Annotated in this window: 25 protein-coding genes; 19 read left to right on the top strand and 6 right to left on the bottom strand. The window is 34.2% G+C overall.

Annotated elements, in window-relative coordinates:
* Positions 1-22: 22 nt before the first annotated feature.
* Positions 23-1,696, bottom strand: coding sequence for a dipeptidyl-peptidase 3 family protein (locus tag FA048_RS02560; protein ID WP_136838633.1), 1,674 nt, complete (start codon positions 1,694-1,696; stop codon positions 23-25).
* Positions 1,697-1,810: 114 nt separating this feature from the next.
* On the opposite strand from FA048_RS02560, the gene FA048_RS02555 reads away from it, so the two are divergent.
* Positions 1,811-2,638, top strand: a complete 828-nt coding sequence (locus tag FA048_RS02555; RefSeq protein WP_225872460.1) for an N-acetylmuramoyl-L-alanine amidase — start codon at positions 1,811-1,813, stop codon at positions 2,636-2,638.
* Positions 2,639-2,747: 109 nt separating this feature from the next.
* On the opposite strand, the gene FA048_RS02550 is transcribed toward FA048_RS02555, so the two are convergent.
* Together FA048_RS02550 and FA048_RS02545 are read right to left on the bottom strand one after the other, a co-directional pair.
* Positions 2,748-4,406, bottom strand: a complete 1,659-nt coding sequence (locus FA048_RS02550; protein ID WP_136838631.1) for a glutamine--tRNA ligase/YqeY domain fusion protein — start codon at positions 4,404-4,406, stop codon at positions 2,748-2,750.
* 66 nt (positions 4,407-4,472) lie between these two features.
* Complete coding sequence (locus tag FA048_RS02545; protein WP_136838629.1) at positions 4,473-4,772, bottom strand: hypothetical protein; 300 nt, start codon at positions 4,770-4,772, stop codon at positions 4,473-4,475.
* Between the two features lie 225 nt (positions 4,773-4,997).
* On the opposite strand from FA048_RS02545, the gene FA048_RS02540 reads away from it, so the two are divergent.
* The 8 genes from FA048_RS02540 (at position 4,998) to FA048_RS02505 (ending at position 10,356) form a co-directional block, all read left to right on the top strand.
* Complete coding sequence (locus FA048_RS02540; protein WP_136838627.1) at positions 4,998-5,417, top strand: cobalamin B12-binding domain-containing protein; 420 nt, start codon at positions 4,998-5,000, stop codon at positions 5,415-5,417.
* Between the two features lies 1 nt (position 5,418).
* Positions 5,419-6,201, top strand: coding sequence for an enoyl-CoA hydratase/isomerase family protein (locus FA048_RS02535; protein ID WP_136838625.1), 783 nt, complete (start codon positions 5,419-5,421; stop codon positions 6,199-6,201).
* Between the two features lie 31 nt (positions 6,202-6,232).
* Entirely contained in the window at positions 6,233-6,448 is a 216-nt protein-coding gene (locus FA048_RS02530) for a hypothetical protein (RefSeq protein ID WP_136838623.1), read from the top strand.
* Between the two features lie 176 nt (positions 6,449-6,624).
* Complete coding sequence (locus FA048_RS02525; protein WP_136838621.1) at positions 6,625-8,046, top strand: sigma-54-dependent transcriptional regulator; 1,422 nt, start codon at positions 6,625-6,627, stop codon at positions 8,044-8,046.
* 86 nt (positions 8,047-8,132) lie between these two features.
* Positions 8,133-9,185: an AI-2E family transporter gene (locus tag FA048_RS02520; RefSeq protein ID WP_136838620.1), complete on the top strand. Its 1,053-nt coding sequence runs from the start codon at positions 8,133-8,135 to the stop codon at positions 9,183-9,185.
* 71 nt (positions 9,186-9,256) lie between these two features.
* Positions 9,257-9,523: a YtxH domain-containing protein gene (locus FA048_RS02515; RefSeq protein ID WP_136838618.1), complete on the top strand. Its 267-nt coding sequence runs from the start codon at positions 9,257-9,259 to the stop codon at positions 9,521-9,523.
* Positions 9,524-9,548: 25 nt separating this feature from the next.
* The gene (locus tag FA048_RS02510; RefSeq protein WP_136838616.1) at positions 9,549-9,932 is read left to right on the top strand and encodes a phage holin family protein; all 384 of its coding nucleotides are present in this window, start codon (positions 9,549-9,551) and stop codon (positions 9,930-9,932) included.
* Complete coding sequence (locus tag FA048_RS02505; RefSeq protein ID WP_136838613.1) at positions 9,916-10,356, top strand: hypothetical protein; 441 nt, start codon at positions 9,916-9,918, stop codon at positions 10,354-10,356. The genes FA048_RS02510 and FA048_RS02505 overlap by 17 nt, the downstream gene beginning before the upstream one ends.
* 145 nt (positions 10,357-10,501) lie before the next feature.
* Here FA048_RS02505 and aspS read toward each other — a convergent pair whose 3' ends face one another.
* Positions 10,502-12,247 (bottom strand): aspartate--tRNA ligase, encoded by a 1,746-nt coding sequence (gene aspS, locus FA048_RS02500; protein WP_136838611.1) that lies wholly within the window; start codon positions 12,245-12,247, stop codon positions 10,502-10,504.
* 384 nt (positions 12,248-12,631) lie between these two features.
* Here aspS and FA048_RS02495 point away from each other — a divergent pair, with 384 nt between their 5' ends.
* The 7 genes from FA048_RS02495 (at position 12,632) to FA048_RS02465 (ending at position 18,987) form a co-directional block, all read left to right on the top strand.
* Entirely contained in the window at positions 12,632-13,183 is a 552-nt protein-coding gene (locus tag FA048_RS02495) for an RNA polymerase sigma factor (RefSeq protein WP_136838609.1), read from the top strand.
* Complete coding sequence (locus FA048_RS02490; protein ID WP_136838607.1) at positions 13,180-13,707, top strand: hypothetical protein; 528 nt, start codon at positions 13,180-13,182, stop codon at positions 13,705-13,707. Before FA048_RS02495 ends, FA048_RS02490 begins: the two co-directional genes overlap by 4 nt.
* On the top strand, positions 13,704-14,930 hold the full coding sequence (locus FA048_RS02485; protein WP_225872459.1) for a hypothetical protein: 1,227 nt from the start codon (positions 13,704-13,706) through the stop codon (positions 14,928-14,930). The genes FA048_RS02490 and FA048_RS02485 overlap by 4 nt, the downstream gene beginning before the upstream one ends.
* Before the next feature lie 82 nt (positions 14,931-15,012).
* Positions 15,013-15,801, top strand: coding sequence for a TerC family protein (locus FA048_RS02480; protein WP_136838606.1), 789 nt, complete (start codon positions 15,013-15,015; stop codon positions 15,799-15,801).
* Between the two features lie 133 nt (positions 15,802-15,934).
* Positions 15,935-16,990, top strand: a complete 1,056-nt coding sequence (locus FA048_RS02475; RefSeq protein ID WP_136838604.1) for a nucleoid-associated protein — start codon at positions 15,935-15,937, stop codon at positions 16,988-16,990.
* Positions 16,991-17,205: 215 nt separating this feature from the next.
* The gene (locus FA048_RS02470) at positions 17,206-18,732 is read left to right on the top strand and encodes an MFS transporter (protein WP_136838602.1); all 1,527 of its coding nucleotides are present in this window, start codon (positions 17,206-17,208) and stop codon (positions 18,730-18,732) included.
* 3 nt (positions 18,733-18,735) lie between these two features.
* A complete protein-coding gene (locus tag FA048_RS02465; RefSeq protein WP_136838600.1) occupies positions 18,736-18,987 on the top strand; it encodes a DUF6814 family protein in 252 nt (83 codons plus the stop codon).
* A 15-nt stretch (positions 18,988-19,002) separates the two neighbouring features.
* Here the strand turns inward: FA048_RS02465 and FA048_RS02460 are convergent, their stop codons facing one another.
* The gene (locus FA048_RS02460) at positions 19,003-19,890 is read right to left on the bottom strand and encodes a bestrophin family protein (RefSeq protein ID WP_136838598.1); all 888 of its coding nucleotides are present in this window, start codon (positions 19,888-19,890) and stop codon (positions 19,003-19,005) included.
* A 24-nt stretch (positions 19,891-19,914) separates the two neighbouring features.
* The gene (locus tag FA048_RS02455) at positions 19,915-21,102 is read right to left on the bottom strand and encodes a class I SAM-dependent rRNA methyltransferase (protein WP_136839389.1); all 1,188 of its coding nucleotides are present in this window, start codon (positions 21,100-21,102) and stop codon (positions 19,915-19,917) included.
* A 101-nt stretch (positions 21,103-21,203) separates the two neighbouring features.
* On the opposite strand from FA048_RS02455, the gene FA048_RS02450 reads away from it, so the two are divergent.
* The 3 genes from FA048_RS02450 (at position 21,204) to FA048_RS02440 (ending at position 22,704) form a co-directional block, all read left to right on the top strand.
* Positions 21,204-21,539 (top strand): tRNA-binding protein, encoded by a 336-nt coding sequence (locus tag FA048_RS02450; RefSeq protein WP_136838596.1) that lies wholly within the window; start codon positions 21,204-21,206, stop codon positions 21,537-21,539.
* Positions 21,540-22,013, top strand: a complete 474-nt coding sequence (locus FA048_RS02445) for a nucleoside deaminase (protein WP_136838594.1) — start codon at positions 21,540-21,542, stop codon at positions 22,011-22,013. It abuts the gene before it with no gap.
* A gap of 82 nt (positions 22,014-22,095) precedes the next feature.
* Positions 22,096-22,704 (top strand): superoxide dismutase, encoded by a 609-nt coding sequence (locus FA048_RS02440; protein ID WP_136838592.1) that lies wholly within the window; start codon positions 22,096-22,098, stop codon positions 22,702-22,704.
* The last annotated feature ends 119 nt before the right edge of the window (positions 22,705-22,823 follow it).

Raw genomic sequence — 22,823 nt, 5'->3', positions numbered from 1 at the left:
TTTTATCTAATTTTAATTTTTTCTATTTCATTCCCAAAACATCAACCCCTTGTTCAAAAACGATATCAACTGGAATACCTTTTTTACTTAATCGATCTAAGTCTCCCTGCAATTCTGCCCCAATAATTCCTTTTGATTTTTGAGCATTTTCTACAGCTAATTTATTGCCATTTCCTTGAAGGGTAATGATCAAATTACCTAAACCATTCATTGCAGTTGCAAATTTTTCAAAGTTTACCTTATAAGTCCCACCCGCTGTACGCTCAAAAGCACCTTGTTCTTTAAAATAATTAAAACATTGCATGTTGGCTTTTCCATGGGCACTTGAAGCACCAAAGCGTACAGAACGTAACAAGCCAGCCATAAAAGTTGTATAGTATTCTTTGATGTCCCCGGTTAGTTCTCCTTTTTTAAGTAGTCCAGTAACCATGTATAATCCCAATATATCTGCTTTGCCTTCTTCTAGCCAAGAGTACTGTTCTTGTAAAGCAGAGCGAACCGTACCTTTTCCTGTAATTGTATTTTTAATTCCTAATCCGTGAGCAACTTCATGAAACATTACATTAGCAAAAAAGGCATCGAATTTAATGTACTGTTGTTGGTCTTTATCAATTAATTCTTTGGCTATAGGGACTAAAATCTTATCAAATTTCGCCTGCATTGCATTTTTTAATTGCGAACGACGAGTCCCTTTTTTCTGTTGAATCTCTTCGTCATTTGGCAGGTTTACGGCAATAGTTTTAGAACCTGCATTGCAATCTCCAGCATAATAAACAACATCGTATGCATTCAACTCAGAATCTGTACCAGGCACTTCCTTCTTGTATTTAGGGTCAACAGGAAGCCCCTTTTGCAGCTCTGGTAACATCGAAACATACTTGGCTAATCGCTTACTCCATACTTTATCTTTAACCAAAACATAAGCTTCGAAAGCCGCACGAGCGTTAAATAATTTGTCTTCATAATTTTCAATAGGACCAATAATAATATCTAACCCATTGTTTTTCATGTCTAACCAAGCATAATCACTAGCTTTATAATTATCTGTAACCAAAGCATCTGCCCTTAAATTTAGATATTTCTTAAAACCAGGGTCATCTGTTAATAAAGCAGCTTGTTTTAATAAACTACTTGCCCTTTGTAATTCTGTAGCATAAATTACATGGTAAGGAACAGAAATTAACTTGTCTTTTTCAGTTCTAATTACAGAATATAAACCAAGTTTATCTTTAACATCAGATTTTTCTAATTTTTCCTTTGTCATCCCTGCAGGATAAAATGTACCTGTCTCGGTTTTGGGGCCAATACCATTTACAAAAGGTTTGTCTCCATTTAACCTATCCCAAGGGCCATAATTAATCCATATAAATTGTTTTGTTTTTTCGTCCTTGAGTGTGTTTAGTAAACTATCACGTTGTGGATAAGCTTGTTTCCAAAACAATTCATCCATAATCTTTGCGGCTTCAATTAACAAAGGCAATACTTTGCGTTCACTAACCGTTAATGCATTTAAATTGGTAGTGAGCTTTACTTTTTCATAAATAGTTAAGCGTTTATCTACATATTCTTGTAAGCTATCTGTTGCTTTCGTTTCACTTTTGCTTTCAGCTTTTTTTTCAGCATTGTTACATGCAAATAGACATGCTGCAATAGAGAATTTTAGTAATAATAGACTTGTTTTGTTAAATTTCTTCATTAGGTTACGAAATTGTTATTTCAAATAATTACAATGCACTAAATTAGCAAAAAATATAAGCAAGCGTAATTTTAAATATATTCGCTTCTTCGTTACTAACATTAATATTTAAAAGTGAAAAAATCAATCCTAAAAAATTCTTTATTTGTAGTTTGTGGAATATTGCTAAGTAATTGTAGTACTAATAAGTATGCAGCTACAGATAAGATTTATAAAAATATGGCCAAGGATTTTTCTGAAGTCATTCGCGCAACTCCACCCCAAGGACAGACTATAGATTCACTTAACAACGAGCAATATTTTGTTGGGACAGTAAATATGGGGATCCGAAAACCAAATTTTGTACTTATTCATCATACAGCGCAAGATTCTTTAGCACAAACCATAAAAACATTTACTATAGCAAGAACAGGGGTAAGTTCTCATTATGTAGTTAGTAGAGATGGAAAAGTAGTGCAAATGGTAAATGATTATTTAAGGGCACAACATGCCGGTGCAGGTAAGTGGGGCAATGAATCGGACATGAATTCTGCTTCTATTGGTATTGAGATGGACAATAATGGTACAACCGATAAATGGACAGATGCGCAAATTAATAGCCTTTGTGCTTTGTTAGCTACTTTAAAAAAGAAATATAATATTCCAACAGCTAATTTTATAGGTCATTCAGATTATGCTCCAGGAAGGAAGAACGACCCTAAAAATTTCCCTTGGAAAACCTTAGCCAAAAAAGGATTTGGTTTATGGTATGATGATATTTTACAAATGCCGCCAGCAGATTTTGATACTACTGCAGCCTTAAGAATAATTGGTTATAACGTTAAGAATTTACCTTACGCAATTGAGGCTTTTAAAATTCACTTTGTGCAAACTGATATTACAAAAACTTTAACTGAGCCAGATAAATTGATTTTATATAATTTGTATAAAAAATACATGTAGAAGCTCAGAAAACACTTATAACAAAAGCCTCAAATTTTAGAGATCCTTAGCTACGCTTGGGATGACAAACTAAAAATTTGAGGCTTTTAAAGCTTTAGTCTTTTACCTTTCAGCTTACCTTAGGCTTCCAAGCTTCTTTTAAAGAAACTGTTCTGTTAAAAATAATGTTTCCAGGCTTAGAATCTTTATCCACACTGAAATAACCTTTACGAATAAACTGGTAACCAATGCCTTGCTCTGCATTTGCTAAATAAGGCTCAATGTAAACTTGTTTAATAACTTCCATACTATTTGGATTCAGGTATTCTTTAAAGTCACCCTCTTCGCTATCTGGAGATTCTACCGTAAACAAACGATCATACAAACGAACTTCTGCTGTTTGTGCATGCTGTGCACTAACCCAGTGAATAGTTCCTTTTACATTTATACCGCTTGTATCTTCACCACTTTTTGATTCTGGGATGTAAGTACAATAAACTTCAGTTACATTTCCATTTTCATCCTTTTTATAATCATTACACTGAACAATATAAGCATGTTTTAATCTTACCGTTGCCCCAGGAGCAAGCCTGAACCATTTTTTTGCTGGTTCTTCCATAAAATCTTCACGCTCAATCCAAAGTTCATTGCTAAATGGAATTTCACGATTACCCCCTTTATCCTCTGCTTCTGGATTATTCTCGCCGATTAAAATTTCTTCTCCTTGTATGTAGTTGGTGATTATCAATTTAATTGGATCAAGAACGGCCATTACACGAGTTGCCCTTTTATTCAGATCTTCTCTTATGCAGAACTCTAATAAGCCCAATTCAATTAAGTTCTCTCTTTTTGCAATGCCGATACGTTCGCAGAACTCTTTAATACTTTCTGGTGTATAACCTCTTCTGCGCAAACCACTAATGGTTGGCATGCGAGGATCATCCCATCCACTTACTAAATTATCATTTACCAATTGCATCAACTTACGTTTACTCATTACTGTGTAAGTAAGGTTTAAGCGTGCAAATTCGTATTGTTTTGAAGGAAAAATACCTAGTTTCTCAATAAACCAATCATACAATTCGCGATGGGAAACATATTCTAATGTACAAATAGAATGTGTGATGTTTTCAATACTATCACTTTGTCCATGTGCAAAATCATACATTGGATAAATACACCAAGCATTGCCGGTACGGTGGTGGTGTGCATGTTTAATACGATACACAATTGGATCACGCATTAACATATTAGAACTTGCTAAATCAATTTTTGCACGTAAAGTACAAACACCATCAGCAAATTCTCCATTTTTCATACTTGCAAACAAAGCCAAGTTTTCGGCGATGCTTCGATCTCTATAAGCACTTGGTTTTCCCGGCTCTGTTGGCGTGCCTTTCTGTGCTGCAATTTCTTCAGCTGTGCTATGGTCTACATAAGCCAAGCCATCTTCAATCAACTTCACAGCAAAAGCGTGCAACTGATCAAAATAATCAGAGGCATATAATTCATTTTTCCATTCGAAACCCAACCAGTGAATGTCTTCTTGTTGACTGTTTACATATTCAGTTTTCTCAGTTACCGGATTGGTATCATCGAAACGTAAGTTTGTATAACCGCCATATTTTTGAGTTAAACCAAAATTAAGGCAAATGGCTTTTGCATGTCCAATATGTAAGTATCCATTCGGCTCAGGTGGGAAACGTGTAACCAAGGTTTTCGTCTTTCCACTACTTAAATCATTCTCTATTAGCTCTTCAATAAAGTTTAATGATTTTTCTTCACTCATATTAATTGTAGATTTTGAGCCTCAAAGTTAATAAATTAACCCGAGGTTTTGGTCTATATGCATAGGTTATTGAGGTGTTTTGTTCTCTTTTAGGTATTTTGAAATAGCAGCATGATAAGCTGTCCTGTCTTTGGGTATCGTTTTAATAAAAGCCAATTTTTTCTCTGGGTCTGATAGAATGCTTTTTGCGTATGCTTGTGCGGCCTTGAACTGTAGCTGATTTTCCTTTTGCTTTTCGGTCTTAACCACATTAGACATGTCTGGATACTTGCTAATGACCGTCTTATTACCATAATTTTTAAAAATGATATTACCTACTTTACCACTTAAAGTTTCGGTAATGATGTTGTCTTTTGAGATTGCCATTGGTTTTGCTTTGTATAAAGATAGTTAAAGATTAGTGTTAATTCAACTATCCTTCGTTCATCTTACGTTCATCCTTCGTCTATCTTTCGTTTTAATAGGCCTAATGCTGGCCTTATAGTGGCCCTGTATAAGTATCAGTATTGAAGTTTACTTTGGCATTTGACTAGGTTTCATTGATAAATCGGTAATTTAAATTACATTTATACCCTACTTTAGTATCAAAATATGAACAAAACATTGGGCAGACCCATTCGGGTTTTAGTGGCAAAAGTGGGTTTAGATGGGCATGATCGTGGGGCAAAAGTAATTGCAACCTCATTGCGTGATGCAGGTATGGAGGTAATTTATACGGGTTTACGCCAAACTCCAGAAATGGTGGTAAATACAGCCCTACAAGAAGACGTTGATGCAATTGGTGTATCTATTCTTTCGGGTGCACACATGACGGTTTTTCCAAAAATTATTGCCATCATGAAAGAAAAACAATTAACGGATGTTTTATTAACAGGTGGTGGAATTATTCCAGATGCCGATATCAAGAAACTTCAAGAAATTGGTGTGGGTGGATTGTTTCCGCCAGGAACACCTATGGCAAGTATTGTAACATATATTACAAATTGGGTTACTGAAAATAGAAATTTTTAAAATGAAGTATCAACAAATCTTATCAGAAGTAAGGGAGAATATTCTTTACATTACGATCAATAGAGCAGAAAAACTCAATGCACTAAATAGAGAAGTATTAACAGAATTAGCAGATGCAATTTCTTTCGCAATAAAAAGTGCTGATGTAAGAGGTGTTTTAATTACAGGCGCAGGTGAAAAAGCTTTTGTAGCAGGTGCCGATATATCAGAATTTCAAAATTATACTTTAGCTGAGGGAAAAGAATTAGCAAAATCTGGACATGCTAATGTTTTTAATGCAATTGAAAATTGCCCAAAGCCAGTTGTAGCTGCTATTAATGGTTTTGCACTGGGAGGTGGATTAGAATTAGCAATGGCCTGTCATATTCGCATTGCTAGTGAAAACGCAAAGTTAGGCTTACCCGAAGTAAGTTTGGGCCTAATACCTGGCTACGGTGGTACACAGCGCTTGGCACAGCTTGTTGGTAAAGGTAGAGCAATAGAAATGATTGCAACTGCAGATATGATTACAGCAGAAAATGCCGCCAAAATAGGTTTGGTGAATGAAGTCGTTCCGCTAACGGAATTGATTAGCAAAGCTGAAGAAATATTAAATAAGATAAAATCTAGAGCACCTTTAGCAATTGCAAGTGCAATTAAGGCTGTTAATTCATCTTTAAGAAAAGACGTAAATGGTTTCGATGTAGAAATTGAAGAATTTGGTAATTGTTTCCAAACGGAAGATTTTAAAGAAGGGGTTGCTGCATTTTTAGAAAAGAGAAAAGCAGTTTTTAAAGGCAAGTAAAATAAATAGCTCTGGTTTAAACTCGTTGGTATTGATTGTCAACGAGTTTTGTTTTTATACGTGTTGTTGGGCTGGGCTCACTATTGCTAAAACCTATGCTGTAACAGGCTTCTCTGGTACAACACCAACTTATGGTTTTGTTTCTAGCGCTCACTTAACTTGTGCACCAAGTATTGGAGCACGTTTTGGTGGTTTTGATATTGGTGTAAGATATGAAGGTTTAAATAGCATTGGATTTATGGGTTAAGGATAGGTTACGATTTTTAACCTAAAAGAAATTAATTTAATTTAAGTGCTAAGTGAATTTAGCGCTTTTTTTATTTGCCAAAAAAAGCATAAAAAAGAACAAATAAAGTGTGGAAAATATTTCCCAAAATAAATATTTCTTTATATTTAAACATTATTTGATGTGGAAATACCTTTATGAAAAAAATTTTAATAGTAGATGATGAGATTAATATAGGCTTATTGTTGTCAAAGTTTTTGACTAAAAATTCTTTTAGTGTGGAAACAACCACAAACGGAAATTCTGCAATGGATTACCTCTCTAAGCAAGATTTTGACTTGGTATTATGTGATTATCGGTTAGAAGATACGGATGGTAAGGAAATGCTGATTAAAATTAAAGAAAGCTACCCACAAACAGGCGTTATCATTATTACAGGTTATTCTGATATTAAGTTAGCAGTTGAACTTATCAAATTAGGAGCTTATGATTATATCACAAAGCCACTTTATCCTGATGAAATATTAAATACAATTAATAAAGCAATTGAGATGCAAATTGCTTTAAGATCTACTATTTTAGAAAATGAACTGAAAAGTAAAAAAGACAAATCAAACAAGCAGGTACAGCTAGAAACTGGAGAGTTTGTTGTTGGACAAAGTGCTGCATCAAAAGATTTAATGAAACAGATTATGTTGGTTGCACCAACTACTTATAGTGTGATTCTAACTGGAGAAAGTGGAACAGGAAAAGAATCGGTAGCTAAAACTATACATTTAAACAGCCCAAGAAAAGATAAGCCATTTGTGGCTATGGATTGCGGTTCATTAACAAAGGAGTTAGCAGGGAGCGAATTTTTTGGTCATGAAAAAGGCTCTTTTACTGGAGCATTATATACCAAAATTGGTCACTTTGAAATGGCTAATGGAGGTACGTTATTCCTAGATGAGGTTGGTAACCTATCGTATGAAATTCAGGCTGCCTTATTAAGAACTGTGCAGGAAAGAAAAATTAAGCGAATTGGAAGTACTAAAGAAATAGATTTAGATGTCCGCATTATAGTGGCAACTAATGAAAATTTAGCAGATTCCATTCAGAAAGGAAGATTTAGAGAAGATTTGTATCATAGATTTAATGAGTTTTCTATTCATTTACCACCTATAAGCAAAAGAGGCAGAGATATTATGGTTTTTGCGGATACTTTTTTGAGTGTAGCAAATGAAGAGTTAAATAGAAATATTCAGGGGTTTTCTGAAGAAGTTGAAGAATGTTTCTTAACCTATAATTGGCCTGGAAACGTAAGGGAATTAAAAAATGTAGTTAGAAGAGCAACACTTTTAACCGAATCTGAAGAAATTCAGCTGAAAGCCTTGCCACTAGAAATATCTACTTATGCAAAAGCTACTGCAATAGAAAATGCAGTTGAAAACTCAATTGTACGTTCAGCTGCTTCAAACAAGCCGAGAGATTTAAAAAATGCAGCACTTGAGGCAGAATATGATGCCATTTTAAATGTGCTAAGAGAAGTAAATTTTAATAAAACGAAAGCCGCTAAAATTTTAAATATAGATCGCAAAACGCTTTATAATAAAATGAAAGCCATCGATTTGGATAATTAAAACCAAAGAAAAATTTGAATAAAACAAAAGCTTCTTAAAACATTTTAGAGGCTTTTGTTATTTATAGAATATATCTAAAGCTCTATATGTCTATTTTTACTTATAAACAGCGCAACAATATCAACCTTGTTATTATCATAGCTTTGGGTTGTTTAATTGCATATTCCTTAATGGGAATATTTGGCTCTTTGTTAAGTACCTTAGTTTTATATACCATTCTTAGACCTGGCTATATTTATTTAACAGAGGTTAAAAATTGGAATCGTAGACTCACAGCAATTCTGTTACTGCTCATATCCATTATCGTAATCATACTTCCATTTTATGCATTAAGTAGTATGGTAATTGAAAAAATTACAGAACTTAAAAACGATCAGATTTATTTTAAAAATATTTTATACAAACTACAACATCTATTGCCTGTTGGAGGAAATGCCCAAAAAATTATAGAGGATGGATTGAAAAATGCAGGAACATGGGCAACAAGTCTTTTTCCATCGCTAATATCAGGTGTTTTTAATATTGTATTAGGCTTATTATTGATGTACTTTTTGCTTTACTTTATGTTGGTAGAACGGGAAACTTTTGAAAATGCTTTAGTTAAGTATGCTCCTTTTAGAGAGCAAAATGCGCACCGTTTTGCAGAAGAAATGCGAAACACTACTTATGCAAATGTGGTTGGACAAGGGTTTATTGCACTAGTACAGGGTTCTTTGTTAAGTTTAGCTTTTTATGTTTTAGGCTATAAAGATCCGCTATTTTGGGGGGTAGTAACATCATTTATTTCACTTGTGCCACTTTTGGGCCCGCCCGTTGTATTTGTGCCTGCAGCTTTATTACAATTCGCAGAAGGAAATAATTTTGCTGCTTGGGCAATGTTAATATTCGGATTTGTAGTCATTATCAATATAGATAATGTGTTAAGATTTATGATTGCCAAAAAAGTTGGAAATATACATCCTATAATAACTGTAATTGGCGTAGTTATTGGTATACCTTTATTTGGTATATTAGGGCTGGTATTTGGTCCGCTATTGTTATCTTATTTTTTCTTACTCATTAAAATTTACGAAACAAGTTCGATGGCAACAGAAAGATTAGAAAGAATTAAAACAATTCAAGAACATGAAGAGTTATAATTTAACGATAGCATAATATCGGCCTTGCTATATTTGAAATAACAATTGTTAAACATTAAAAATTAAGTATCATGAATGATAATTCAAAAGTATTAGTAGCATTATTAGCTGGTTTGGCTGCTGGAGCAGCATTAGGTTTATTATTTGCGCCAGAAAAGGGAACTGAAACGAGAGATAAGCTAGGACAATCTTTAAAGGATTTCGGAGATTCGATTAAAGACAGAGCTGCAGATGAAATTAACAATTTAACTAGCTTAAAAGATAAAGTTGTAGACTCTATCAAAAGTAAATTACGCGATGCAGAAGATGAGTATTCTTCTGAAGTAGAAAACGTTTAAGCTATTTAATCAATCTTAACAGATAATGGAAGAAAAGAAAGAAAAAGATCTTGAAGATATTTTTTTAGACGCCAAGGAATACATAGATACTCGGATTGAATATACCAAGCTATCTGCTGTAGAAAAAGGGTCTAAGATTTTTGCTGATTTAATAACAAGTGGTGCAGTAATTATTTCCTTTATATTGGCATTTTTATTTGCCTCATTTACGTTAGCGCTTTATCTTTCTGACGTGTTAGGTAGTTATGCAAGAGGTTTTGGCTGTGTAGCTGGCATCTATCTATTATTATCTATTATTGTTTATTTAACAAAGGATAAATACATTGAAAGAGTTTTGGTGAATTTATTTATTAGAAAATACTTTGATAAGGTAGCCGATAAAGACGACGACGATGAAGAAAAATTATAATAGTATCAGAACTTTAGACGATTTACACGGTGAAGTATATCGCTTAAAAGCTGATTACAAGCACCGTGGTGTTATGCTGAAAGAGGATTCTAAAGCATATATTAGTCAATTTTCTATTGGAAATTTGATTAAGAAATATGCAACACCAAGCAGTTTTTTAAAGTTTGATGAAAAGACAAACGTTAGCAGCAAAATAATGTCTATCGCATTGCCTCTGTTATTAAACAGTACTATTTTTAAAGGGTCTGGTGTAATTACAAAAGCTTTAGGCGCTTTGGTTTCTGGTAAAGTAGGAAAGTCTTTAGACGCTGAAAATTTATCAGGCATGTTTAACATGGTTAAATCTCTTTTTACTAAAAAAGATAAAAAGAAAGATGTAGGGTTTGTTGATTACGGCATCCCGCCAGATAGTGAGACATATTAGTTATTGGTTTATTAGTTCAGTTGTTCATTAGTAGTAGCGAACAAATAAATCTTAATAAAAAACAAAAAGGTCTTGGCAATTTGCCAAGACCTTTTCTTTTATACTTTTAAGCCCAATGACACTAGTGAACCATTGAGCTATTGAACTATAAGTCCGTCTTAATCTTCAATTCTTTCAGCTGTTTCTCATCAATAGTACTAGGGCTATCAATCATCACGTCTCTACCTGAGTTATTTTTAGGGAATGCGATCACATCTCTAATTGAATCTAAACCAGCAAAAATAGAACACAATCTATCAAATCCGAATGCGATACCGCCATGTGGAGGTGCGCCAAATTCAAACGCATCCATTAAGAAACCAAATTGTTTTTGAGCTTCTTCTGTGCTAAATCCTAAGTGTTTAAACATTAATGCTTGCAAAGTTCTATCATGAATACGAATAGAACCACCACCAATTTCGGTTCCGTTAACAACCATATCATAAGCGTTAGCGCGTACGTTTTTAGGGTCGGTATCTAACATCGCAATATCTTCTGGTTTTGGTGATGTAAATGGATGGTGCATGGCGTGGTAACGTTCTGTTTCTTCATCCCATTCTAGCAATGGAAAATCTAAAACCCAAAGTGCTGAGAATTTATCTTTATCACGTAAACCTAAACGAGAACCCATTTCTAAACGAAGTTCGCTTAATTGTTTACGTACTTTATCAGTTCCACCAGCCATTACTAAAACTAAATCTCCTGGTTCAGTTTGGCAAGCTGCCGACCATCTTGCTAATTCTTCTTCATTGTAAAACTTGTCTACAGATGATTTTAAAGAACCATCTTCATTATGGCGAAGGTAAATTAAACCTGTTGCACCAATTTGTGGACGTTTAATAAAGTCTGTTAATTCATCTAATTGTTTACGTGTATAATGTGCACAACCTTTAGCATTAATAGCAATTACCAATTCTGCATTGTCAAAAACAGGGAAATCCTTTCCTTTAACAATATCATTCATTTCGATAAATTTCATATCAAAACGAGTATCTGGTTTATCTGAGCCATAAAATTTCATCGCATCTGCATATTGCATACGAGGCACTTCGGGTAAATCGTAATTACGAACTTCTTTAAATAAAGTACGAATTAAACCTTCGAAAGTGTTTAAGATGTCTTCTTGCTCAATGAAAGACATTTCACAATCAATCTGGGTAAATTCAGGTTGTCTATCAGCACGTAAATCTTCATCTCTAAAACATTTTACAATCTGAAAATAACGATCAAAACCAGAAACCATTAACAACTGTTTAAATGTTTGTGGAGATTGTGGTAAGGCATAAAATTCGCCACCATTCATACGGCTTGGAACCACAAAATCTCTTGCACCTTCTGGTGTAGATTTAATTAAAACAGGAGTTTCTACTTCGATAAAATCTAAAGCATCTAGATAACGACGAACAGATTGCGCCATTCTATGACGTAAAATCATATTATTTCTAATCGGATTACGACGCAAATCTAGGTAACGATATTTCATACGTAAATCATCACCACCATCTGTTTTATCTTCTATTAAAAATGGAGGTAATTTTGCTGCATTTAGAATTTCTAAAGCAGTTACTTTAATTTCAATTTCGCCTGTTGGGATTTCTAAGTTTTTATTTGAACGTTCTACAACAGCTCCGGTTACTTTAATAACAAATTCGCGACCAAGGCTACGTGCGCCGGCGCATAAATCTGCATTATCATTCATGTTAAAAACCAATTGGGTAATACCGTAACGGTCGCGGATATCTATAAAAGTCATCCCGCCTAAATCTCTAGAATTCTGCATCCAACCGCAGAGTGTTACATTTTCGCCTAAATTTTGCAGTGTTAAAGCTCCGCAAGTAGTTGTTCTTAACATTTTTAAATTAAATTTTGAGCCGCAAAAATACCGATTTTGTTTTAATAAGTATATAGTAGTTAGTATTAAGTATAAAGACAGGAATTTGAATCTTATTCTTTGCTCCTTGTTCTTTTTTCATTTGAGCACAAACCTTGTTCTCTAAACCCGATGGCACGAAAAGCCCCGGTTTTCTCGGGCTTGTAGGAACAGCGGGACTAACATTAAAAATCGCTTCGGCCCTGCTTTACCCCTAAATCCCTTAAAGGAGACTTGAATTTGGCATTTAGATTAACCGATTAGATTGGAAGTCTCCTTTAAGGGATTTAGGGGTTATAAACTTTTTTTCTACCTTGATGCAACGTTTTAAAATTTACAATGTCTTTTAATCAGAACGCTTAGAATTTGGAAACTGCATACATAGATAAACACGTAGAGCTAGTAAACGAATGCCGAAATGGCAATCGCAAAGCACAATTTGAGTTATACAAATTGTATGCTAATGCTATGTATAATGTAGCGTTGCGTATTGTTAATGACGATGCTGAAGCGGAAGATGTTTTGCAGGAAGCTTTTTTAGATGCTTTTAATCGCATAGCTGATTTTAGACAGGAAACCACCTTTGGATTGTGGTTAAAACAAATTGTAATTAATAGGAGTATTAATTATTTAAGGAAAAGAAAACTAGAATTAGTGAGCTTAGATGAAGTAGAAGTAGCAGATGAACCTGCAACTGATTACGAAGAAACTACTTTAAAAGTAGAAGCCATAAAAGTAGCAATGAATGAGTTGCCAGATGGTTACCGAGTGGTTTTAACACTTTACTTATTTGAAGGTTATGACCATGAAGAGATAGCACATATATTAAAAATAACAGAAAATACATCACGTTCGCAATATATGCGAGCAAAAAGAAAGTTGAATAGTTTATTAGAAATGAAAGGAGTAGCAAGATGAGCAATAAATTAGAGGGGTTTGTAAAAGACAACAAGAAGGAGTTTGAAGTAAAAGGTCCATCAGATCAATTGTGGGCAAAAATTGAAGCAGAACTAGATAAAAAACAACAGCCAAAAAAGTCAATTAAGCTTTACCAGTGGATGAGCATTGCGGCAATGTTGGTAATTAGCTTAGGGGTATACTTTACCTACAATTATAAACAGGCAAACAACATTGATGTTGCCGACATCAACCCAGAATTTGGACAAAAAGAGGTAAGATTTGTAAGCCAAATTGAAGAGAAGAAAGACAGCTTGGCATTCTATGCCTCAGCAAACCCAGATTTATACAAAAGGTTTACCGAAGATTTAAAAAATCTAGATTCAGAATATGATAGATTAAAAGCTCAATTACCAGAGAGTCCAAATCAATTATCTGTAGTAAAAGCGATGGTAAAAAATCGCGAAATGCAATTGCAAATTTTAAAACAGCAATTGATGATTATAAACCAAGTCAATCAATATAAAAAGGAGAGTTCAGTATGAAAAGTTTAATTTTAAGTGTGTCGAGTGTGCTGTTGCTCGCCATGCAAGTCAATGCACAACAACAGCCAAGTGTTACGGTTAATGTAAACCCTAAAACTTCTTCAACCGTTACATCATCCTATTCTTATACAGTAAATGATGTTAAAAATAGTGTGAATGTGAGGTACAATGACAACGCAAACAGTCAAGATGTACAAGATGACACACCAATGAAGACTAAGTCTTTTACGAAAGCATTTAGTATAGATAAGAGCGACAAAATTAATTTATCAAACCAGTTTGGTTCTATTACCATTAAAACTTGGGACAAAAATGAAATTAAAGTAGATGCAGATATTAAAGCCTATGCAAAAACTGAAGATGAGGCTCAAAAGTTATTAGATGATGTTTCTATAAATGCAACTAAAAGCGGAGATTTAGTTAGCTATAAAACAGAAATGGGTGAGCGAAATGGGAATTGGGGCAGTAGCATGAAAAATGGAAAAACCATTTGGCGTAGAGAAGTAAAAGTTCATTATACGGTTTACATGCCAGCAGGTAATTCGTTAACTGCATCTCAGCAATATGGAAATATCCTAATTGGAGATTTTTCTGGGCCAACATCAATAAAAGTTCAATATGGTAATTTCACAGCAGGAGAATTAAATAATGTAAATAATTATGTAAATGTTCAATATGGAGCTGCTAATATAAAAGAAGCCAATACACTTAAAGTAAAACACCAATATGGCTCTGGGGTAACTATTGGCACCGTGGGCACTTTAGATATCGACGTGCAATATGCAGCGGTTAATGTAACTACTATTAAAGGTAGCGCAGTAGTAAAACATCAATATGGCCGTGGCATTACTATTGGCTCTGTAGGAAATCTATCTGCAAATGCTCAGTATTCAACAGTAAAAGTTGGCACATTGAGAGGTAACCTAACTAGCAAACAGCAATACGGCAAATTAATTGTAGATGAAGTTGAAGGAAGTAAGAACATAGAGGTGGATGCACAATATACAGATGTTGATTTAGGTTTAGGAGGGTATAATGGCGATCTTGATGTAGAGACAAGCTATGGTAATTTCAAATACGGATCTAATGTAAGTGTGAAACGAGAAGGTGGTGATGATGAACGTAGATATAGCCAGAATAAAAAATATACTGGACAAGTAGGTAAGGGCGGAACGGCGAGAATCAGTGTTAACACACAATATGGATCAGTTACTTTTAAGTAAAATAAAACCAAACAAATAATAGCTAAGCCTGTTGATGTAAAATCAATGGGCTTTTTTTATATTCGCCCTATAAAATTTAACTATGGATTTTTTAGCCACACCAGAAGCCTGGATTTCTCTTTTAACCTTAACAGTTTTAGAAATTGTTTTAGGAATAGACAATATTGTCTTTATTTCAATTCTATCTGGTAAATTACCAGAAAATCAGCAGAAAAAAGCCCGTCAATTGGGTTTAGCATTAGCAATGATTACGCGTGTTTTGCTATTATTATCATTAAGTTGGGTAATGGGTCTTACTGCTCCTTTATTTAATATGGGAGATTGGATTGGGATAACAAGTCCAGAATGGTTAGACAAATTGGCAATCTCAGGGAGAGATTTAATCTTGTTGATAGGTGGTTTGTTTTTAATTTACAAAAGTACCCACGAAATACACAATAAGTTAGAAGGGGATGAAGAATCTGGAGGTAAGGCTAAAGTACATTCTTTTAGCGGAACAATTGTACAGATTTTAATTTTAGATATCGTATTCTCGTTAGATTCTGTAATTACTGCCGTAGGTATGGCAGATCATATCGAAATTATGATAGCAGCGGTAGTTATTGCTGTTATAGTAATGATGTTTTCTGCAAGTGCAATCAGCAGTTTTGTAAACAAACACCCAACAGTAAAAATGTTGGCGCTATCTTTCTTGTTGTTAATTGGGGTTTCTTTACTGGCCGAAGGGTTTGATCAGCATATACCTAAAGGTTACATCTATTTTGCAATGGCTTTTTCTGTATTGGTAGAAATGCTTAATTTAAAAATGAAAAAGAATAGTAAAAAGCCAGTATCGTTAAGAAACACACCACATGAAGAAGAAGTAAAATAAATTTATTTGAAAAACATACAAGAAGGGCTATCAGAAACGATAGCCCTTCTTTCGTTTAGTTCGCTTTGCTGCGAGTCTACTTTTTTATCCCGATTCAATAAAATCTTCGTTTCTTTGCCGATCAGATTTTAATATGATTACTTTTTCTCAAGCAACACTAGCAGAACTTTCCATACATAGAATTGGAAATAAACTTCAAGATGAATTTTATGTGCTTTCAGACCAATCTATGCATTTGGAAGATGAAATGTTAAAGCAACTGTTGCTGCAATATTTTTTATCGCCCTATGAAAAAGTAAATGAGATTTATCGTTTCATGCACCCTAATAACGATCTCAATTTAAATGAGGTTTATCATTTTGCAGCAGATATTTTTGCTGATGGGGCGGTTTTTCATGATAATAGCAAGAAGCTGGCAACCTATCTATTCGAAATCTCAAATCATCCAAAAATTAAATCTGGAGAACTGTATGTTGCTTACTTTGAGAATGTTCAAATTGAGGGCGATTTACATGATGCGATAGGTATTTTTAAATCAGAGACGAAAGAAAGTTATTTAACAGTTTATCCAGAGCAAGGCGGATTTGGGTTAAAATATGAGCAAGAAGCCATCAATATCAACAAGCTAGATAAAGGCTGTCTCATCTTTAACACTGAAAAGGAAGAAGGGTACAAAGTAGCAGTGATAGATCAAACCAATCGCAGTACCGAAGCAGTATATTGGAAAGATGAGTTTTTAAAACTTAAAATTAGAAATGATAATTACAATCAAACACAAAATGTTTTAGGTGTTTACAAAAGCTTCGTTACCGAAAAATTGGATGATGATTTTGAAATTTCTAGAACTGATAAAATTGATTTGTTAAATAAATCGATGAAATATTTCAAGGAAAAGGAAACCTTTGATATGGATGAGTTTGCAAATGAAGTAATCGCCAACAAAGAGGGAATAGAGTCGTTTAAAAGCTATAAGAAAAACTACGAAGAAGAGTTTGATAGTCCGATAGCAGATAATTTTGATATTTCTGATGCTGCGGTTAAAAAGCAGGCTAAAACTTATAAGAGTATCCTAAAGCTTGATAAGAACTTCCATATTTATATTCATGGAAATAAAGAACTCATTGAGAAAGGCTTTGATGACGATCGTTCAATGAATTTTTACAAAGTTTATTTTAGAGACGAACAATAAAACTCCCAACGGGACTACATATTCAAGCTTAATCATTGTCAAGGTAGAATTAAACTCACCTAAAAATAAATATTGAAGAATTAAGGCTTGTATTTCTTAATTCCTTAATGTTTAAGCGCTTTATTTGAAATTATAAACGTCAATTTAACGGTATTGTTAACGGCTTTTTAATGATGGAGTTGTATTTTAATTTTTAAACCATTAGTTTTAGAATTATGAACGAACCAAATAAACAAAATAGTATTTTTAAAGTAATCGGTGCATCTTCTCTCGGGACGCTGATTGAATGGTATGATTTTTATATTTTTGGCAGTTTAGCCACTATTATTGGTGCAAAGCTTTTTCCTGCCGATGCAGGTGCTTCGGCATTAATTAATACTTTGGCAATTTTTGCAGCGGGCTTTATTGTTCGCCCATTTGGAGCATTGGTTTTTGGTAGGTTGGGAGATCTAATAGGTAGAAAATACACTTTCTTGTTAACATTGGTGTTAATGGGAGGTTCTACATTTTTAATTGGCCTTATCCCCTCATATGAAACCATCGGTTATGCCGCACCAATACTCGTTTTAATATTACGTTTGGTACAGGGTTTAGCTTTGGGTGGCGAATATGGTGGTGCTGCAACTTATGTAGCAGAGCATGCACCAAAAGGCAAAAGAGGTTTTTTTACCAGCTGGATTCAAACTACAGCAACATTAGGTTTGTTCCTTTCTTTGGGGATAATTGTTCTTTCTAAAAACATTATTGGAGCAGAGGCATTTGCAGATTGGGGTTGGAGAATTCCTTTCTTGCTTTCTATTTTATTAGTGGGTGTTTCTATTTACATCCGTTTAAAGATGCATGAATCACCAATGTTTACTAAGCTAAAAACAGAAGGCAATATTTCTAAAAATCCTTTAAAAGAAAGCTTTAATAACAAAGGCAATTTTAAAATGGTATTGTTAGCCTTATTTGGTGCAACAATGGGGCAAGGTGTAATTTGGTACACTGGTCAGTTTTATGCCCAATCGTTTATAGAAAACACCTGTAAAATAGATTTTAATGATTCTCGATATATCTTACTCTGGGGCATTGCGTTTGCTACTCCATTTTTTGTGGTGTTTGGTTCATGGAGTGATAAGGTTGGGCGAAAGTGGATTATGTTAATAGGAATGCTTTTGGGCATTATTTTCTATAGGCCTATTTATCAATTGTTTTTAGATAAGAGTGATGTAACCACTTGGAATACATCTGCAATATTAAAAGAAAATGCGCCAATTGTAACAAGGCATGCATTGCATTCAGAAGGGGATAGTATAATTACTTCAAGTTCAAGAGTTAATCTCATAAACGGGGCATCATTTAATGTAGTTTCAATTGATACAGTTTACGCAGATGCAAACAAAATGATTGGGCATGCACAAGTAGTTAAGGACAAAGTATTGCCAACCTCTACCTTTTGGCTATTCGTGGGTTTAGTATTCTTTCAAATCTTATTAGTTACTATGGTTTATGGTCCAATCGCGGCTTTCTTGGTAGAACTTTTCCCTACCAAAATTAGATATACGTCTATGTCACTTCCATACCATGTGGGTAATGGTGTGTTTGGTGGTTTAGTTCCTTTTGTTGCAACACTGATTGCCAGTTTTGCGGGCTCAACACCGCTTTCCGGTTTATGGTATCCTATTGGGATTGCAGCATTAAGTTTCATTATTGGCGCTGTATATTTATCAAATAAAAAAGACGAAAACGTTAACGACTAGCATATGAAATCGATCAAAAAAATATTAGGGTTAGTATGGATTATTCTTGGTCCTGCAGCGATGGCTTTTATGGCTTGGCAAGCTTGGGATAAAATAGGGCAAGCAGAGCCTGGTATTGCGCAAACAAATACTGCTTTGCAATGGGGAATTATCTTGTTGATTTTTATTCCGATAGCAATTGGTTTGGTGATTTTTGGAAAATATGCCTGGGCAGGAGAATATGAAAAACTGCCTGAAAGCTCTGAGGAAATTTAAGATTTAAAGACGAGTTTATAAAATATACTCATCATTTATTGGTCTAACTGGTTCAGGAATATCTTCTTCATTAAGCATTTGTAATAGATTAATCTCTATGGTTCTGGCAATATTGTTCAGGGGCAATCCGCTAGCATTAATGTTGAATGGATTAACCAAACGCATTCCATTAATCTGAGTAGATACAAACACAAAACCGATTAACCAACCCATAAAAATGCTCCAGTAACCCATATCTTGACTAATAACCAATGTAAAAGTTACTACAAATAACCAAATGAAAACTTTAGTTAGGTAACTATATGTGGTTGGAAATATGGTGTTTTTAATTCGTTCGCAACCGCCCATGCTATCAGTTAATTTCACCAACATTTCGTTGATTTCCATAAACTTAAATCCATCAATTTTATTCTCTTTGTATAGCTTTTGCAATTCCATTGCCTGAATGTTTAAAATAGCATTATGCTTATTGCTGTGTTTTCCTACTTCTAGCTTATCGAATTCAGTTAAGTATTTGGTGTAAATTTCATCTACTGTATTGCGGAGGTTAGCTTTTAAAGCATAAATAAAAGAAATATGCCTGCAGACCATTCTTTTAGCAGTTTCTTCATCCTCAACAAAGTTGATTAAATTTCTAGCTAAACTCCTTGAATCATTAACTATTGCTCCCCAAATTTTTCGAGCTTCCCACCATCTATCATAAGCTTGGTTATTATTAAAACCTATAAAGAATGCTATCGCAGTACCAAGTACTGTTGGAATTATTGTGGAAATTTGAAAATGATACGAAATTAAATACTCCCTAACAAAATAAGCTGCTGTACATGAAATGATCATGATCACATCCACTTTCCAGGTATCTAATAGTACCCTACTTAATTTAATATTTTGAGCTATGAGCATCGTTTATTAATATAATTTGGTTATTTATAATACCCTAACAAGTAAGCCCTTCAAATATTCTCCCTCTGGGAAAGATAAACGAACTGGATGATCTTCTGGTTGAGAGAACTGCCTGATCACCTGAACTTCTTTTCCTGCATCTAATGCAGCCCAAGCAATTATTTGTTTAAAGGTTTCAATGTCAACCGCACCAGAGCAGGAAAATGTAGCTAATAAGCCGCCACTTTCTAACAGCAATAGACCTAAACGGTTTAAATCTTTGTATGCACGAGCTGCTCTATCTAAAGCCGAGCGAGATGGCGCATACTTTGGCGGATCCAAAACAACGATGTCAAATTTTTTGCCTTCCTCTTTAAATATCCTTAGCTGTTTATTTACATCAGATTGAATTGCAGTATGATTTTTGGAATCGAATTTATTGAGTTCAATATTTTGTTTTAAGGTCTCGATCGCCAATGCCGAACTATCAACACTTGTTACTGTTGTGGCTCCGTTCTTGAAAGCATTTAGACTAAACCCGCCACTGTAACTAAAGCAGTCTAACACGCTTTTTCCATCAGCATACGCTGCTAAAAGTTTACGGTTATCACGCTGGTCGCAATAAAATCCAGATTTTTGGCCCTCTGCTATATTGATATGATAAGTGATGTCATTTTCTCTTACTTCAATAAACGCTGCTGGTGCTTCTCCCCAAAGTAAACCATTTTCGGCAGTAATGCCTTCGTGGGTACGGGCTGTTGCATCACTACGATCGAAAATCCCTTTAGGCTGTAAGGCTTTAACCAAAATATCAATAATGATTGTTTTTGCTTTTTCAATTCCAGTACTTAAGATTTGAATGGATAGAAAATCATCATATTTATCTACAATTAGTCCCGGTAAAAAATCGGCTTCACTAAAAATTAATCGACAGGTATTTGTGTATTTACTTTTTAAAAGATGTGCTCTTGATTGGATTGCATTATTGATTTTTTGCTCATACCAAGCCTCATCAATAACATAATCTTCATTCCATTCTAATAAACGAACAGCAACACGAGACTGATCGTTGAAGTAACCATAAGCTAAAAAATCGTTGTTCGCACTGTGAACCCTAACTACATCTCCATTTTCAGGAGCTCCTTTAATTTTATCTAGTGCGCCAGAAAATACCCAAGGATGACGTTGTAAAACCGCTTTCTCTTTTCCTTTTTTTAACTTGATCTCTACCATGTTGCAAAGGTAATAAAAAGTAAGGCTGATGGCTGTAAGGTGGTCTGCATTTAATCTCAAATCTCCTATAGCAATACTCAATACTTTTGTATTTTTACAAAATGCAAGAAATTACTTGGAACGATTTTGAAAAAGTTGAACTTAGAATAGGAACAATACTCGAGGTTTTTGAATTTCCTGAAGCACGTAAACCTGCTTACAAAGTAAGTGTAGATTTTGGAGAATTAGGGGTTAAAATGAGTAGTGCACAAATCACTAAACACTATACAAAAGAAGAATTAGTAGGCAAACAAATTGTTGGTGTAATTAATTTTCCAAAAAAGCAGATCGGAAAATTTATGAGCGAATTTTTAGTTACAGGTTTTGCAGATGAAAATGGTGATATTGTATTAACATCGGTAGACAAGAAAGTGCCAAATGGTAGTAAATTAATTTAAATGAGCTTTTACAATTTCGAAGCAGATCAAAACAAAACACAGGAGGATGAACACTTTATGCGCCTTGCTTTAAATGAAGCAAAAAAAGCGTATGATGCTCAAGAAATTCCGATTGGTGCTATCATAGTTGCACAAGGTAAAATTATTGGGCGTGGTTATAATTTAACCGAACAGTTAAATGATGTAACTGCGCATGCAGAAATGCAAGCTTTTACTGCTGCTGCGCAAACACTTGGTGGAAAATATTTAAAAGATTGCACATTATATGTTACCATAGAGCCATGTGTGATGTGCGCAGGGGCTAGTTATTGGACACAAATTAGTAGAATTGTTTTTGGTGCTAACGAAGATAAGCGTGGGTTTACAAGGATAAATCAAAACCTTTTACACCCCAAAACGTTATTAAAAGGTGGAGTTTTGAGCGCAGAATGTGGGGCTTTAATGACTGCATTTTTTCAAAATAAACGTAAATAAACTTGACAAAGAATTGAATAAAACTTAATGTTTCTCTGTTATATTTGTACATTAACATTATAAAAAACTTAAATATATAATTATGGCTTTTGAATTACCTGCGTTAGCATACGCAACAGACGCATTAGAACCGAATATTGATAAATTAACCATGGAAATTCATCATGGTAAACACCACCAAGCTTATGTAACTAATTTAAATAAAGCTTTAGAAGGCAAGCCAGAAGCGAATTCAAGCATTGAAGAAATCGTAAAAAATATCTCAAAATATCCAGCTGCAGTTCGTAATAATGGTGGTGGTCATTTTAATCACTCATTATTCTGGACAGTTCTTGGGCCTAATAAAGGTGGTGAGCCAACAGGCGATTTAGCGAAAGCAATAAACGAAGCTTTTGGATCTTTTGCTGAATTTAAGACTAAAATTCAAGATGCTGGCGCAACTAGATTTGGTTCTGGATGGGCTTGGCTTTCTGTAGGTGCTGATAAAAAATTAGTTGTTTCTTCTACTCCAAACCAAGATAATCCTTTAATGGATATCGCTGAAGTAAAAGGCACACCAATTTTCGGTATCGATGTATGGGAGCATGCTTACTATTTAAAATATCAAAATAAACGCCCAGATTATTTAGCTGCAATTTGGAATGTTGTAAACTGGGATGCAGTAGCAGAACGTTACAAAAAAGCATTGTAAATATAATATAGATATTTGGTAAGGCTTGTAGATGTAAAATTTACAAGCCTTATTTTTTGATTATAATTTTATAAATTTGATGACTAACCATCTAAACTGAATTACAATTGATGGTAGAC

It is taken from the genome of Pedobacter polaris (assembly GCF_005116505.1).
Lineage (GTDB): Bacteria > Bacteroidota > Bacteroidia > Sphingobacteriales > Sphingobacteriaceae > Pedobacter > Pedobacter polaris.
This window is presented reverse-complemented; position numbering and strand designations above follow the sequence as displayed.

What these genes read in the sequence shown, in the direction of transcription:
- FA048_RS02560 (WP_136838633.1), bottom strand. Translation starts at nt 1,696, where the DNA reads ATGAAGAAATTTAACAAAACAAGTCTATTATTACTAAAATTCTCTATT.
- FA048_RS02550 (WP_136838631.1), bottom strand. Translation starts at nt 4,406, where the DNA reads ATGAGTGAAGAAAAATCATTAAACTTTATTGAAGAGCTAATAGAGAAT.
- FA048_RS02545 (WP_136838629.1), bottom strand. Translation starts at nt 4,772, where the DNA reads ATGGCAATCTCAAAAGACAACATCATTACCGAAACTTTAAGTGGTAAA.
- FA048_RS02540 (WP_136838627.1), top strand. Translation starts at nt 4,998, where the DNA reads ATGAACAAAACATTGGGCAGACCCATTCGGGTTTTAGTGGCAAAAGTG.
- FA048_RS02535 (WP_136838625.1), top strand. Translation starts at nt 5,419, where the DNA reads ATGAAGTATCAACAAATCTTATCAGAAGTAAGGGAGAATATTCTTTAC.
- FA048_RS02525 (WP_136838621.1), top strand. Translation starts at nt 6,625, where the DNA reads ATGAAAAAAATTTTAATAGTAGATGATGAGATTAATATAGGCTTATTG.
- FA048_RS02520 (WP_136838620.1), top strand. Translation starts at nt 8,133, where the DNA reads ATGTCTATTTTTACTTATAAACAGCGCAACAATATCAACCTTGTTATT.
- FA048_RS02515 (WP_136838618.1), top strand. Translation starts at nt 9,257, where the DNA reads ATGAATGATAATTCAAAAGTATTAGTAGCATTATTAGCTGGTTTGGCT.
- FA048_RS02510 (WP_136838616.1), top strand. Translation starts at nt 9,549, where the DNA reads ATGGAAGAAAAGAAAGAAAAAGATCTTGAAGATATTTTTTTAGACGCC.
- FA048_RS02505 (WP_136838613.1), top strand. Translation starts at nt 9,916, where the DNA reads ATGAAGAAAAATTATAATAGTATCAGAACTTTAGACGATTTACACGGT.
- aspS (WP_136838611.1), bottom strand. Translation starts at nt 12,247, where the DNA reads ATGTTAAGAACAACTACTTGCGGAGCTTTAACACTGCAAAATTTAGGC.
- FA048_RS02490 (WP_136838607.1), top strand. Translation starts at nt 13,180, where the DNA reads ATGAGCAATAAATTAGAGGGGTTTGTAAAAGACAACAAGAAGGAGTTT.
- FA048_RS02485 (WP_225872459.1), top strand. Translation starts at nt 13,704, where the DNA reads ATGAAAAGTTTAATTTTAAGTGTGTCGAGTGTGCTGTTGCTCGCCATG.
- FA048_RS02480 (WP_136838606.1), top strand. Translation starts at nt 15,013, where the DNA reads ATGGATTTTTTAGCCACACCAGAAGCCTGGATTTCTCTTTTAACCTTA.
- FA048_RS02475 (WP_136838604.1), top strand. Translation starts at nt 15,935, where the DNA reads ATGATTACTTTTTCTCAAGCAACACTAGCAGAACTTTCCATACATAGA.
- FA048_RS02470 (WP_136838602.1), top strand. Translation starts at nt 17,206, where the DNA reads ATGAACGAACCAAATAAACAAAATAGTATTTTTAAAGTAATCGGTGCA.
- FA048_RS02465 (WP_136838600.1), top strand. Translation starts at nt 18,736, where the DNA reads ATGAAATCGATCAAAAAAATATTAGGGTTAGTATGGATTATTCTTGGT.
- FA048_RS02460 (WP_136838598.1), bottom strand. Translation starts at nt 19,890, where the DNA reads ATGCTCATAGCTCAAAATATTAAATTAAGTAGGGTACTATTAGATACC.
- FA048_RS02455 (WP_136839389.1), bottom strand. Translation starts at nt 21,102, where the DNA reads ATGGTAGAGATCAAGTTAAAAAAAGGAAAAGAGAAAGCGGTTTTACAA.
- FA048_RS02450 (WP_136838596.1), top strand. Translation starts at nt 21,204, where the DNA reads ATGCAAGAAATTACTTGGAACGATTTTGAAAAAGTTGAACTTAGAATA.
- FA048_RS02445 (WP_136838594.1), top strand. Translation starts at nt 21,540, where the DNA reads ATGAGCTTTTACAATTTCGAAGCAGATCAAAACAAAACACAGGAGGAT.
- FA048_RS02440 (WP_136838592.1), top strand. Translation starts at nt 22,096, where the DNA reads ATGGCTTTTGAATTACCTGCGTTAGCATACGCAACAGACGCATTAGAA.